The 13,548-nt window shown below is 53.2% G+C and carries 9 protein-coding genes; 3 read left to right on the top strand and 6 right to left on the bottom strand.

Translation table 11 applies throughout. From position 1 onward, the window contains the following. Positions 1 to 45: 45 nt before the first annotated feature. Entirely contained in the window at positions 46 to 2,616 is a 2,571-nt protein-coding gene (locus tag JRJ22_RS06085) for a DUF2339 domain-containing protein (RefSeq protein ID WP_206103672.1), read from the top strand. Then, complete coding sequence (locus JRJ22_RS06080) at positions 2,582 to 3,865, top strand: DUF3999 family protein (protein WP_206103671.1); 1,284 nt, start codon at positions 2,582 to 2,584, stop codon at positions 3,863 to 3,865. Before JRJ22_RS06085 ends, JRJ22_RS06080 begins: the two co-directional genes overlap by 35 nt. Positions 3,866 to 4,135: 270 nt before the next feature. Here JRJ22_RS06080 and JRJ22_RS06075 read toward each other — a convergent pair whose 3' ends face one another. The 6 genes from JRJ22_RS06075 to JRJ22_RS06050 are packed head-to-tail and all read right to left on the bottom strand — an operon-like array spanning position 4,136 to position 10,900. Beyond that, positions 4,136 to 5,098 (bottom strand): sugar phosphate isomerase/epimerase family protein, encoded by a 963-nt coding sequence (locus tag JRJ22_RS06075; protein ID WP_206103670.1) that lies wholly within the window; start codon positions 5,096 to 5,098, stop codon positions 4,136 to 4,138. Continuing rightward, the gene (locus tag JRJ22_RS06070; protein ID WP_206103669.1) at positions 5,091 to 6,176 is read right to left on the bottom strand and encodes a sugar phosphate isomerase/epimerase family protein; all 1,086 of its coding nucleotides are present in this window, start codon (positions 6,174 to 6,176) and stop codon (positions 5,091 to 5,093) included. The genes JRJ22_RS06075 and JRJ22_RS06070 overlap by 8 nt, the downstream gene beginning before the upstream one ends. A 60-nt stretch (positions 6,177 to 6,236) precedes the next feature. After that, positions 6,237 to 7,406, bottom strand: coding sequence for a M24 family metallopeptidase (locus JRJ22_RS06065; protein ID WP_206103668.1), 1,170 nt, complete (start codon positions 7,404 to 7,406; stop codon positions 6,237 to 6,239). A 22-nt stretch (positions 7,407 to 7,428) separates the two neighbouring features. Next, positions 7,429 to 8,997 carry an extracellular solute-binding protein gene (locus JRJ22_RS06060; RefSeq protein ID WP_206103667.1) on the bottom strand — a complete coding sequence of 523 codons (1,569 nt, stop codon included), beginning with the start codon at positions 8,995 to 8,997 and terminating at the stop codon, positions 7,429 to 7,431. Positions 8,998 to 9,037: 40 nt separating this feature from the next. Beyond that, on the bottom strand, positions 9,038 to 9,913 hold the full coding sequence (locus tag JRJ22_RS06055; protein ID WP_206103666.1) for a carbohydrate ABC transporter permease: 876 nt from the start codon (positions 9,911 to 9,913) through the stop codon (positions 9,038 to 9,040). A 21-nt stretch (positions 9,914 to 9,934) separates the two neighbouring features. Then, on the bottom strand, positions 9,935 to 10,900 hold the full coding sequence (locus JRJ22_RS06050) for an ABC transporter permease (RefSeq protein WP_206103665.1): 966 nt from the start codon (positions 10,898 to 10,900) through the stop codon (positions 9,935 to 9,937). 245 nt (positions 10,901 to 11,145) lie between these two features. On the opposite strand from JRJ22_RS06050, the gene JRJ22_RS06045 reads away from it, so the two are divergent. Next, positions 11,146 to 13,491 carry a helix-turn-helix domain-containing protein gene (locus JRJ22_RS06045; RefSeq protein ID WP_206103664.1) on the top strand — a complete coding sequence of 782 codons (2,346 nt, stop codon included), beginning with the start codon at positions 11,146 to 11,148 and terminating at the stop codon, positions 13,489 to 13,491. The last annotated feature ends 57 nt before the right edge of the window (positions 13,492 to 13,548 follow it).

The raw sequence follows: 13,548 nt of genomic DNA, 5'->3' as shown, positions 1-13,548 counted from the left end.
ATAGTAGAATAAAGCTATTAGGACAAAAAGCCATTGGGGGCGCTTATGGAGCAGTTCAAAGATCGTCTTAGGGCCTTAAAAGAGCAGCAGGATGTACTTCTGGGAGAGTATCAGGAGCTGATCAAAGCCTATGAGGGCAGTAATCTGGTGAATGAGAATGAAGCTTTGAAGAAACGGGCGGCAGCGGTAGAACAGGCTTTGGCCGAGACCGAAGCTCAGAGAGTTAGGCTGAAGCAGGAGAACGCAGAGCTGCGTACAGCACTGACCGAGCAGATTCTGGATGAGAAGCTGGGGATTCTGCGGTTGTCCCGCAGGAAGCTGCATACCTATTTCGCTGCGCAAAGCGCTGCCCAGCATGACCGGCTGACCGCTTTTGAGCTTCGGACCAAGCAGCGTATCGCAGAAATGTACCGCACGGCGGACCGTCTGCTCAGCAAGGACAGTGCAGAGATCCGCACCAGCCTGGAGGCGCTGTCAGCCAGACTGAACGAGAGCATTCTTCTGCGCCGGGCGGAGCTGCTGGAAGCGGAACGGCCGCTCGCGGCAGAAGTGGATCACCGGCTGGATGAGCTGGCTTCCGAAGGGGTCAGCGAGGAAACGATCCGGCGGCGGCGAAGACAGAACCGGATCGAGATGAAAATCGGGCTGAACTGGATCAACCGGCTCGGTATCCTGCTGCTGATCCTGGCAGTCGGCGCTGGCTTCAAATACAGCTACTCTACCTGGTTCACAGGATATATGAAGGGCAGCGCCTTTTTCCTGCTCGGCGCCTTAATGCTGGGAGGGGGTGAGTGGCTGTTCCGTAGAGGCAGAGGCACCTTTGCGCTGGGGCTGCTCGGCGGCGGGATTTCTGTGCTGTACGGCTCGATCTTTTACAGCTATTTTCTGCTTGAGATTATCGGGATCTATCCCGGCCTTGCCCTCTCCGTCCTCGTTACGCTGACGGCGGTTCTGTTATCGCTCCGGTATGAGTCCCGGACCATCTGTTCGATGGGTCTAGTCGGAGGCTATCTGCCCTTGTTCTCCTATATAGGCGCGTTTGGCCTGGAGGGAGGCGCAGTGTATGCAGCTATGGGTTATCTGTTCCTGCTGAATCTGCTGATTGTGCTCATTTCCCTGCGTAAACGCTGGATCGTTGTCAATTACATCAGCTTCCTGTTCAATACACCTTCGATGCTGCTGCTGATTGTTCTGTCGGACAGCTACGGCATAAATATGTTCTATTCCATTCTGACCTTCGCCATGTACCTGGGAATTACGCTGTGGTACCCGTTCAAGTACCGTACCAAGCTGTCCTGGTGGGATTTCGCGCTGCTCGCCTGCAACACAATGGCCAGCTGTATAATCCTGTATGTACTGTTCCTGGATGCGGGGCTTGGTGCGTACAAAGGAGCGCTTGCCCTCGCCTTTTGCCTGCTGTATCTGGGACTCGGCCGCCTGCTGGAGAAGATGATGGGGCAGGAAAAAGAGAGCATGCTGCTCTTCTATGCCACTTCCCTAACCTTCGCGGTGCTGATGATTCCGTTTCAGCTGGGTACCGTCTGGTGGTCTATCGGCTGGCTGGTTGAGGCAGTTGTACTGACGGTTTACGGCCATCTGCAGCGCTTCAAAGCGGTCGAACGGACCGGCTGGGGCATCCTGATGCTCTCTTTGGCCCTCTTCTTCTTTATCGATGTGCTGGTGCAGTCTTCATCTGCCAACTCTGTGATTATCTACGACAATCCGTATTTTGCGCTAAAATACACCTTCATCACAGCAGGGATGCTAGTTGTCACTCTTGTCTACGCCATCCGCCATTCCCGGCGGGAGATTTTGCTTACCAGCTCCCCTGCTGAGGTTCAGGCAGGTATCTGGTTCAAATATGCGGCGCTGGTGAACACCTATGCTTATATCCTCTATGAATCGCTGCATCTGTATGACCTGTATGTACCGGAGGAATTCACCCGCGCTACGTTCTACAGACTGCTGCTGTCGGCCGTGCTGACGTTAGGGCTGGCCTATGCGCTGCCGAAAATCAAAGTGCTCTATGATGCCACCGTGGCATACATGGTTTATTTTCTGTACGCAATCGGTTATGTGATCTGTATTGCCTTAACTACCTGGCAGCATAGCCTTAAGGTTAATTTCTCCGATAATACGGCGGCGGATTATGCTGCACTCGGACTGCTAATCCTCTTCAATCTGTTCGTCTGGCAGAGTGGCGGGCGTCTGCTAAAGGCACTGCTGAAGCGTGAATCCAACAATGAGGAGCTGTATCCGGTGGTGATGGGCGTATATCTGCTGGTCATCGTTACGGCTTTCCTTGGGGTACAGCTGCGGCAGAACGATGGCGGTCTGATCTTCAGCCTCACTTATCTGCTGCTCGCGGTGCTGTTCATCATGTTCGGCTTCCGCCGCAGATATGTGTACATCCGGCGGTTCGGTCTGGCCCTGTCGCTGCTGGCTACCGGCAAGCTGCTGCTCTATGATCTGATGCTGCTGAATACCGGCAGCAAGATCATCGCCTATTTCAGCTTCGGCCTCTGCCTGCTGGGCATTTCGTATCTCTATCAGCGGGTATCGGCCAGAATGGAGGAAGTGTATGCAGAGGCGAAACAGGATTCTCCACAAGATTAGTACTATGCTTCTGTTGCTCGGTTCTCTTAACCTGCTCTCCCCCGGACAGCCGCTGTCTGCCGCAGCTGAAGGGAGCGCCACCGGCCAGGCATGGCGGTACTCGAAGCAGATTGTGATCCCCGGGCAGGCAGCCTATTATCAACTTTACCTTGATCCTGAGGTGTACCGGGGCTCGGCAGAGGATCTGCGCGATCTGCGGATCGTAAACAATACGGGCAAGTATGTTCCCTTCTACAGGGAGAGCGGAGAAGAGCGCCCGGAGGAACATAACCTAACCTACTCCGCTACACTGGTTCACAGCGTGAAGAAGAGCGGGAGCACAATGTTCGATTACAAGGTTACACCATTGGCCGAGAATACCGATATCGAGGGCAACCGGCTGGAGTTCAAGCTTCCGGCTGAGGACTTCCTGCTTCACGTGCAACTGCTTGGCAGCTATGACGGCGTGGTCTGGGAGCCTGTAGCCAAGAGTGATCTGTACGCCGTAGATGGGCGTGAACAGAATAGCATCGACCTCGGCAGCACTTATAAATTCAGTTATTACCGGCTGGTGGCAGAGAAGAATGCGGCGGATCTGCAGTTTCCTGCTATGACCCTGCAGCATAGCAACCGGGTAATCAAGGCTGAATTCTTTAAGCAGCAGCAGGAAGCAGCGTATGAGATTCAGGAAGAAGACAAGCGCACTGAGATTATCATTCACAATAATGACCGGCTGAGAGTTTCCGGGCTGCAGCTGGAGAGCAGCGGCAGCTTCACCCGCAGGTATGAGCTTTATGACGGGGAAGGCAGAGTCATTCCCGTAACAGGCACCGGAGAACTATACCGGCTGGATTTCAAGGATACGGAGATTGCCTCCACAGCTATTGTTCCTGTGAAGGCCTTGTCCGCGCCCATCCTGCGGATCGTCATCCATAATCAGGATGATGCGCCAATAGCGCTGTCCGGGCTGAAGCTGGAATACCTGCTGGACCGGATCGTTTTTGCTGCTGACGGAGCCCAGCCTTACCGCTTGCTCTACGGGAATGCTGAGGCGGCTGCGCCGCAGTATGATATTGTGAACTTCAAGGATTATATCGCCGGAGAAGATCGGCCGCTTGCCCGGCTTGGAGCGGCAGAGCTCCGGCAGGCGCCGGAAACGGCCCCTGCGAACTCCAGCTGGTTACAGAGCAGACTGGGATTCAATATCGTGATTATTGCCGTCTCATCGCTGCTGATCCTCTTCCTAGCCCGGAAGCTGGGAAGGAAGTAGCACGGCTGTTGTGAGGCCGATTCCGGATTTCATTAATATTAAATAGAACAGCGATCCTCCTGTCATTGGAGAATCGCTGTTCTAACGTGTGCGTACAAATAATGCAGCAAATCCGGCTGGGCTGGAATACTGCTTTAAGTAACCTTTCGATAACCATTTGGCCAAAATTTCAGACAAACAAAAACGTATGCCGCCCCAATTGGGCAAACATCCGTTTTTGCTATAGAGAATCGAGGGTGCATTCAGGTTAAACAGGCTAATCTCTCCATGTCAGCTGGCAGCAAGGAATGCCAGCAAACCGGTAACCCGTTCACCTTTCACACCAATAAGTGACGGCGGAGCCGGAACCAGCGGCTGTGCGCCGGCCAGCCATGACGCTATCTCTGCCAGGCTGATATCGGGATGATCCCCGAACCAGCCCGGGGTCAGTAACGGCATGACCAGCTCCGCCTGGTGCAGCTCTCCCCAATACCAGGCCCCGGGATCACTCCTGCGGATCTGCCCGATCAGTTCCGGCCACGGGATGCAACCGCTCCCGGCGGGGCATAAAGCCCGCGCCAACCCGCTGCCGTTCCACAGCAGCTTCGCGTCATCCACATGCACCTGGCCGATCCGCCCGGCCAGCCGCCGGGCCGCAGCCAGCGGATTCTCCATCCGCACAATCAGATTCACCGGATCAAAGGCAGCCGCAAATACCGTGGAATCCAGCTGATCCAGCAGGCGCGCAACCTCCCAGGAGGTGATCTCCTGATGCGTCTTGATCAGAATTCGCGAACCGATGGATCGGACATCTCGCTGAATCCGGCGCAGCAGGGAGGCAACCGCACTAAGCTGCTCGCTCCACTCCAGCGAGCGGTTAAAGCGGTCATATTCTGTACCGATGACCAGCATCACCTCTGGCTGTCCGAGCCACCGGGCGGCTTCGATCAGCCTGAGCAGGCCTAGCGCCAGATCGCCGCCGCCCGCCTCCAGCGCCTCTGCCGAACGACCCGGCTGGTAAGGGTTGAGCATGCCTGCGGAGATACCCGGGACGATCCCAGCCCGCTTGGCTAACTGTCCTGCCTCTTCCAGCTCCTTCCGGTCCAGCTCTGGACTGATACTGGCGGGCGAACCCAGATACAGGCCGTCAAAGCCCCGTTCCGCCGCTCTCACAATCGCTTCTCTCACAGGGAGTTCAGGAGCAAACAGCTCTTTGGCAAAGATACCCCGGCGCCCGGCCAGAACCTCAGACATGGGACGGCGCCTGCTCCCGCTGAATACCCAGCTCCCGGCACAGTCCATCCAAATAACGCCGGGAGGCAATCACTGCCTGCACCGCTTCCTCTTCTTCGAATCGTTCTGCGTTCAGAGCCTGCCAACCTTTGGCCTGACCGCTGCGTATCCGCTCCGAGTAATTCCGCGCCAGCTCATAATAAGCAGCGAAATCCTCACGCGTCAGATCCGGATGGCCCTGAATCCACTGCGGATCATACACCTCAATGACCATCGGTTCGCCGGGCATTCGCCCGCCGTGCGGAACCTGCGCTTCGAAGGATAACGTCAACTCCGGATTATAGCGGTTAAGCTCCTTCAGCACCTCGCTGAAATCAACCGCACCTTCGCCTTCACACGGCATCGCCCGCTGATAGACGCCTCCATCGGTCAACTCTAGATAGGCATCCTTGATATGCGTCTGCCGTACATAAGGTGCCAGGCGCCGGGCGGCAAGCACCGGATGCTCGCCGCGAATCATCACATTGGCGGTGTCGAACACCACGCCCATCACATCAGCTCCGACCGCTTCAATCAGTCGGACGATTTCATAGGAAGTAATCTCCTCATGAGTCTCCATATTGAGATGCAGCCCCAGATCGAGTGCCAGCGGCTTCAGCTTCAGCAGCAGCCGCTCTGTCGCCTCCAGCTGCTCCTCCCAGGTCACATCGGTGCGGAACCGGTCCGTGGCGAACATCCCCTTATAGGGTTTGGCACCGCCAGTGGAGACCCAAAGCTCGCGGATATCGGCCTCCGCAGCAGCCTCCATCATGCGGCGGAAGCCGAGCAGCACATCGCCGTTGCCAATCGCCCGCAGCTCCGGGGTTTCTGGATTTGTGTATGGATTAACCCGGCCCAGCCCGGCCTCCAGATACATACCGAGCTCCTGCGCTTTACGCTGTACAGCCTGAATCTCCGCGCCGTTCAGATTGGGACTGATGTGCAGGATAGTGCGGAAGAACACCCCCTCCAGGCCCAGACTATGAGCGTATTCCAGCTTCTCTACAGGACTTAGATTATGCCCTCCGGGCAAGTATTTTCCGTCGACACCAATACGCATAGCTTATCTCCCCTCAAATAAGATTATTACCGTTCGCTTAACCTTCCGGCTGCCTTCAGACTATGACAGATAATAGATTCCCCGCGGCGTCTTGGACAGCCAGCTTCCCTTGTCCTTCCCGGCAACGGCCGTATCCCCATGACACACATGCCCCAGCTCAGGCATTGTGAAGTTGGGATGCACTTCAAAGACCATATTTTCAGTTACCCTCGCCGATTCGCCATCCCTTGACTGATCTCTGCCCGCATTCAGGAAAGGGGCAACACCGGGATCGCTGTAGCTGTTGCTCATTCCGTGAATCGATTGGAACCGGAACGGATCTTCCGTCCTTGTATACGGGCAGTACTCATCGATCATGGACTCCAGCACATCCACCAGGACATGGACCGGCGTTCCAACCGCCATCTTGGCCAGTGCTGCATCCTGCATTTCAAGAATAGCTCCGGAAATACGCTGCAGCTCAGGAGAGGGCTCCTTGAACATCCCCATTCTTAACACCTGTGCGTAATACCCGTCCAGGCAGACAGTTGTACCGATCTGCACACGTGAATCAGGACCTATAGGCTCCACCAGCTCGAACAGCTCAAAATACGTTTCCGGCGGGCGCTCACCAACCGCCAGCCAGCAGGAGGCAGAGTCCGCACCGAGCCGTCTGCCCAGATACTCCACCTCGGCCATAATTTCCGCCCCTGTAATTCCCTTAACTGAGGCGATACCCATGGCGTGGGCCACCATTTTATCGGCAATTTCCGTCGCCTTCCGGTGTTTATCCACTTCATACGGAGTGCGCTCCAACCGCTGTACATTCACGATCTCGGTTCCCTCCAGCTTCTCGTAGTCATCCAGCAGGGCAAAGAACCTGGCCGACTGCGCGACTGTGAAATCATCCGCACCCGTGTAGGCGAGTACTGATCCGGGCGGCACCAGCTTCGCCAGCACCTCCTGCAGCGAGCCGTATAGATCCGTTGTTTTCACAACCTTCCCCTCCCCGCCAAAACGCATAAGGAACGCCCGCGCCCGGTTTTTATCCGCCGATACGATGACTGCGCTTCCCTTCGCGGGAACGACCAGGAATACTTCCGAACTGAAGGGCATCCAGCCGGTCAGATAACGCACAGTGCCCGCTCCTTCACGCGCGCCATTGGCAAAGGCGACCAGGGCGGAAATCCCCCGCCCGGCCAGTGTTGCCTGGAGTATTGCGATTCTTTGCTTCGTTTCATTGATTGTCATGGTCAAAGCCCCCTCAGCTCACTTACTTAAGCGAATCATTGTACATTTTCTTCAGCTTACCGACGCCCATCGAGTCCATTTCCTTCACATAAGCATCCCAGTCCGTCTCAATCGATTTCGTCCCGTATACAAACTGTTCCGTCATCTTGGCAAAATAATCATTCACAGTCGCATAGACCAGATTTTCTTCCTCGCGCTGTGCCGCCGACAGGGAAGGCACCTTCGTAACATCCGCGAACCAGCCTTCCTTATTTGCCACTTCCGTCATTTTCTCAAAATCAGGGTCGCCAAGCACCGCCGCGAACCATTTGTACGGCCAGAGCATTACGTAGGAGCCGTTAGCAGCGCCAATCTCCCACAGGGCCCGGTTCAGGTTATCCTTTTGCAGCATCTCATCACTGAACTTCTTCTCTCCGTCAACTACGCTATAGGTATCGCCTTCAATCCCCCAGGTCAGCAGATCAATCCCTTCGTCGGAGTACAGGTAATCAATGAAGCTCAGGAGCTGATCGAAATACGGCTTTTTCGCCGCCGACGCGGGGACGACCATGCCGTTTGAAATCCGGTCGCCGACCAGCATTTTTTTGCCGGCAGGACCTGCTATCGGTTCCAGCATCGAGATTTCAAAATCCGGACCGCTGTTCTCCTTGCCCAGCAGATTTATAGCACTCTTATGCTCGCCATTCCAGAAATAATAGACAAAGCTTTTACCCGTAGATATTTTCTGCATCAGCTGATCGGTGGTAGAGGTGAACATCTCGGGATCAGCCAGCCCCTCATCAATCAGCCGGTTGAGATAGGTCAGATAGGCCTTGTACTTGTCACTCGTAAATAAGTAGTCGTACTGCCCGGCGGCTTCATCATAGACAAAACCCTTATAGTTCGCATCCACTCCCCAGGCGGTCCCGAACATCGTCCGCAGATTCTCCGCGCTGGTCCCGGTCAGCGGGTAGCTGTCCGGATACACCTCCTTCAGCTTCTTCAAAAGGGTGTACAGCTCGTCCATATTCGTTGGCGCCTGCAGTCCGTTCTGCTTCAGAATATCGGTGCGGATCAGTGGCGCACGATTGTAGTTGGCATAATCCTTCATGAAGGGTACCACGTACAGCTTGCCGTCCGTCCCCCGCCAGTTATCCAGCTCGGTCTCGATCTGAAACTCTTCAATCCGGCTCTTGAGATGAGGAAGCTTGTCCATATAGTCACTGATGGGAAGTAGCACACCGGTCTCGCTCATTTCCAGCACTGTAGGCTGCTCCACGCTCGTCACCATATCCGGAATCTTGTCGGAGCTCAGTACAATTTTTGCTTTGCTTTGATAATCAGAGGGAACTGCCTGTACATCAAGCTCCACATTCGTCCGTTTCTCCAGTTCAACCAGTGTCGGCCAATCCTTGCTGAACGGCACCCCGCCTTCGGCCAGCAGCATTGTCAGGGTTGCTGGCCCGCTCCCCGCCGCAGCGGTCTCATTTCCGGAGATTTCGGCTGCACTACTACCGTTGGAACATGCACTTAGCATAAGCAGTGCGGTAAGTACCCCCGCCCCGGTCTTTACTCTACTGCCAATTCCTTGCACCTTCATGCTCTTTGTCATATGTTTCTCTCCTTTTCCCTCTGGGCTCTCTGAGTGAACTTTAGCCTTTAACCGCACCGATTAAGGCGCCTTTGGTGAAATACTTCTGTGTAAAGGGCAGCAGGATGAAGATCGGAAGTGACGTTACCATGATGGAGGCGGCTTTCAGCGAAGCAGTTGAGACGTATTTAGTCGTTTCCTGACCCGCCATTCCGCTGTTCACAAGCTGCTGTCCATCCAGGATATTTCGCACGATCAGCATAATCGGATACATACTGGTCTTGTTCAAATAAATCAGTGAGCTGAACCAGTTGTTCCAGTAGAAGACAACCATAAACAGTGCCATCGTGACCAGAATCGGCTTCGATAAGGGAAGTACTATGCGAAACAGGATTTGAATCGGATTGAGTCCATCGATCAGTGCCGCTTCTTCAATCGGTTCGGGGAACTCGCGGAAGAAATTCATCATTAGCATTAAGTAATAAGGAGTAATACAGAACGGCAGAATCACCGCCCAGATCGTATCCAGCATCCCCAGGCCTTTGATCATCATATAAGTAGGAATCATCCCGCCGTTGAACAGCATGGTCAGCATAATCATCCAGATGAAAAAGGACTGTCCGGCGATTTTTTTGGATAAAGGATAAGCACACATCGTCATCAGCAGGAGACTGAGCGCCGTTCCAACCGTGGTCTGCAGAACAGAATTCCGAAAGCCGCTGAGAATATCCCGGTGGCTCAGGATAAACTGATACGCCATCGTATGGAATCCTATCGGCAGGAAGCTTACTTTTCCGCTGGCATTGGCTGCAGAGCTGCTGAAGGATACCGCATGCAGATGTACAAACGGCAGCAATACCGCGCCGAATACAACGATGATGAACAACGCGAGAACCAGCTTAAAAACCCAATCTTCATACCTTCTAATAGTGCGCATGGCAGTCTCCTTTCTTCATGATCAATATAAGGAATAACGGGTATATTTCTTGGCTAGCGCATTGGCTGTGACCACAATTACGAGTCCAAGGAGGCCTCCGAACAGGCTGATTGCTGTCGAATAGCTGTAGTTGGTGCTCTGAATACCGATGCGGTAGACAAGCGTCTCGATGACATCGCTGCGCTCCGAGTTGCTTGGCGTGTACATCAGCAGCACCTTCTCAAAGGCGACAGTCATCAAGTGGCCGAAGGACATAATATAGACAACCACAATGGTTGGCATAATCTGCGGCAGCGTGACATGCCAGATCTTTTGCAGCCTTCCTGCTCCATCCATATCCGCCGCCTCGTACAGCTGATGGTCGATGGAGGTAATTGCCGCGAAGAAAATGATTGAGTTCCAGCCGGTAAACTGCCAGATTTCAGAGGAGATATACAAGGTCCGGAACCACCCTGCTTCATTCATAAAAAAGGTAGGCGGAACCCCCAACTTGCCCAGCAGCTCATTGACCAATCCGTAAGTCGGTGACAGCAGCTCCGTCATCAGACCGACAACGACAACAATGGAGATGAAATTCGGCAAATAAGAAACCGTCTGGACCAGATTCCTCATTCTGGCCGGTTTAATCTCGTTGACGATCAAAGCAAACAGGATCGACACCGGCACGGTAAATACTAAATGGTAGATATTCAGCAGCCAGGTGTTGTTGAACGCTCTCCAGAAGCTCGCCTCACCAAGGAACATTTTGAAATACCGCAGCCCCGTCCACTCTTCACCATAAATCGAACCGCCGGGGACAAATTTGCGGAAGGCCAGAATGTTACCAATAATCGGCCCGTAGCTGAACACCAGAATATACAGCAGCGGGATAAGCAGCAGAAAATAATAATGAATATTTTTTCTGATGATCCTCCGCGTCCTGTTCATCCGTCCCTCCTTCCGTACCTCTCTACTGTGTGCCTTGCCTATGACCATCACACGATTCATCTACTCACCTCCTTGTAGTTCCTATGTCATATTTAGAACCATCTCACTGTAATTAAAAAGAGACATAAATCATTTTGTGTAATATATAATGACAAATATATTTCAATTTCGACATACATTTTTATTAAATGTCTCATTTTTAGCCTTTTATGTTATTATACCTGTCATAAGAGTAGTATTTTTTTGTGCTCACCTACTATTATTGAACTTAAACCTATCTTCAGATTATAGAGGGGGAGACAATAGTGAGAAGGAGAGTTACTGCATGGGTCAGAGGCAAGTTCCGCAGCATGATGTACCGCTTTTTCTTTTGCTTTCTCGTCCTGGCCTCGCTTATCCAGCTGGTGAGCTTCATCAATTACCGGGTCAACCTGGGGTATCTGGAGACGCAAATGAAGGGGAATTACAATACCGTACTAAGCAATATGGCTGACGGGCTAAACAATGTGTTCACGGAAATTTACAGCCTGAATTATTTACTGTCACTGGATGAAGCGACGATGCAGGTCTTCTCCTCCAATTTCACTGTCGATTCACACGCCAAATATGCCCGAGTCTCCCAAAGCATCCGTTCGCTCGCTCGCATCCGCTTAATGAATGAATATATAGACAACGTCTTTATTTATAAGAAGCGGGATGGACTGGTCATCAGCGATCAGGGCACCTACTCTGCTGGTGACTTCTTTGGCCGGAGCCGGCGGCTGGAGCTCTACAGCGAGGATTTCTGGACTGCCTACGGCTCCCAAAACAGGCCTTTTCAGATTCTTCCTCCGTCCAGGTCTGTTTCCCAAAACGGCGCGTACATCCTCCCTGTCGTCCAGACAGCCATCGCCGAATATAAATCCAACGATTTGTTTGTCATCAGCGTTAAGGTAGATTCGCTCGTACAGCTGCTCATGGACTCCAAGCTCACCCCCAACAGCAAGCTGTTTGTGCTGGGGGATGACCGCCAGGTGATCGCTTCTACGGAGATGGACACGCCCGATGTGGAAATCAGCCAGTTTCTAAAAACCTTTCAAGCCGGTGAACAGACCCATCTCAAAACCGAAATCGGCGGAAAAGCGATGCTGGCGATACAGATGAACACCCGCTTTGTATTCAAGAATCTAAACATGGTAGCCCTTGTACCTGTCTCCGACATCCAGGAGAGTATGAGTGCAATCAAATTCTGGGGCAATCTTTTGAACGTGCTCGCTTTGCTACTCTCGATCCTCATCTCTTTTCTGCTGAGCCGGAAGCTGTATGCGCCCCTACAATCCCTGATCGTCAAGCTGCCCGCGACAGCCTCAGGTCCGCCGGCCAACGAATGTAAGCTGCTGGACAGGGTGTTCCACCGGATGCTGGATGATGTCAGCAGCCTCAATGACAAATTAACCTTCATCTATCCCCTTGCGCTGGAGCAGTGGATGGTTAACATTCTGCGCTTTAAGCGGCTACCCGATCAGCAGGAGACCGAGGCATTCCTTCAGAAAAGCGGCTTTGCCTTCGAGCACTCTTCCTTTGTCACAGCGCTGATTCGGGTCAAGTATGCCGGGCCGTTTCTTGGAGAATACAGTAAGAGCGAGCAAAATACAGCGCGCAACCGGATTCTCCAGTTGCTGAAGGAGCATATCCCGGCTGCCCGGCAGTGGATCGTTGTGGAAATAGAGGATAATGTGTATGGCCTGCTGGCCAATGTGCCGCAGCTTACCGGCCGTCAAAAGGAGCTGGACACCTATTTCACCCTCCTTCAGAACGCTCTGCTCACGGATCATGATGTTCAGAATATATCCATTGGCGTGGGAGAGATCCATCCAGGATTCGCCGGGCTGCAAGAATCTTACCTGGAGGCCATGAAGGCTATCTGGCGCATCTTACCGCTGCAGCATGAGCGGATTCATTATTTCGTAAGAACGGAATCGGAGAAGGCAGAGGCATTACTAAGCGCGGGCGACAGCAGAAAGATCTTTAATGTGGTCTGCTCCGCTAAAAAAGACGAGCTGTCCGTGCTGCTAGAAACGGTTGTGCTCCCGCATCTGTCCGGGGGACTGAATGAAATCGGACTTAAGGAGCTGTATCTGCAGATTTTTGTGATCGGTTCAGAGGTGCTGAAGTATAAAGACACCACCCTGCCGGATGGTGCCTACCGGGAGTATTTTCATAGAATCCTCTCGGATAACCCTCTGTCTGTAGATGGAACTATGGAGTTTCTTATTGAGTTTCTGGAGGCAATTATGGAGGCAGTAAATCCGGAGGCGGACGGGCCGGAGTCCGTGATCTTCAAACAATTTATAGACATGCATTATCAGGAGGATATTCATCTCGACCTGCTGGCAGACAAATTTCATACAACGTCCAACTACATGTCCCGTCTGCTCAAAAAAGAGCTGGGCAAACCGTTCCATCAGTACCTGCAGGAGCTAAGGATCGGAAAAGCGAAAGAGATGCTCGCCCGCACCGATCTGCCGATTCAGGACATTTGGGCGGCAGTGGGGTTTAATAACCGTAATTCCTTCATTCGTTCGTTCCGCAAGCTGGAGGGTATCTCCCCGACTGATTACCGCAACCAATTCCCGGCAGCAGGCGGCGAGGATATCCGGAAACAAATGTAGCGGATCCGAACTCCAGCTGTTTCAGCGCCTAGTATCGCTACCCACTCCACTGTTCCA

The organism is Paenibacillus tianjinensis (assembly GCF_017086365.1).
In the GTDB taxonomy this organism is placed as follows: domain Bacteria; phylum Bacillota; class Bacilli; order Paenibacillales; family Paenibacillaceae; genus Paenibacillus_AQ; species Paenibacillus_AQ tianjinensis.
This window is presented reverse-complemented; position numbering and strand designations above follow the sequence as displayed.

What these genes read in the sequence shown, in the direction of transcription:
- JRJ22_RS06050 (WP_206103665.1), bottom strand. Translation starts at nt 10,900, where the DNA reads ATGAATCGTGTGATGGTCATAGGCAAGGCACACAGTAGAGAGGTACGG.
- JRJ22_RS06060 (WP_206103667.1), bottom strand. Translation starts at nt 8,997, where the DNA reads ATGACAAAGAGCATGAAGGTGCAAGGAATTGGCAGTAGAGTAAAGACC.
- JRJ22_RS06075 (WP_206103670.1), bottom strand. Translation starts at nt 5,098, where the DNA reads ATGTCTGAGGTTCTGGCCGGGCGCCGGGGTATCTTTGCCAAAGAGCTG.
- JRJ22_RS06070 (WP_206103669.1), bottom strand. Translation starts at nt 6,176, where the DNA reads ATGCGTATTGGTGTCGACGGAAAATACTTGCCCGGAGGGCATAATCTA.
- JRJ22_RS06065 (WP_206103668.1), bottom strand. Translation starts at nt 7,406, where the DNA reads ATGACAATCAATGAAACGAAGCAAAGAATCGCAATACTCCAGGCAACA.
- JRJ22_RS06080 (WP_206103671.1), top strand. Translation starts at nt 2,582, where the DNA reads ATGCAGAGGCGAAACAGGATTCTCCACAAGATTAGTACTATGCTTCTG.
- JRJ22_RS06085 (WP_206103672.1), top strand. Translation starts at nt 46, where the DNA reads ATGGAGCAGTTCAAAGATCGTCTTAGGGCCTTAAAAGAGCAGCAGGAT.
- JRJ22_RS06055 (WP_206103666.1), bottom strand. Translation starts at nt 9,913, where the DNA reads ATGCGCACTATTAGAAGGTATGAAGATTGGGTTTTTAAGCTGGTTCTC.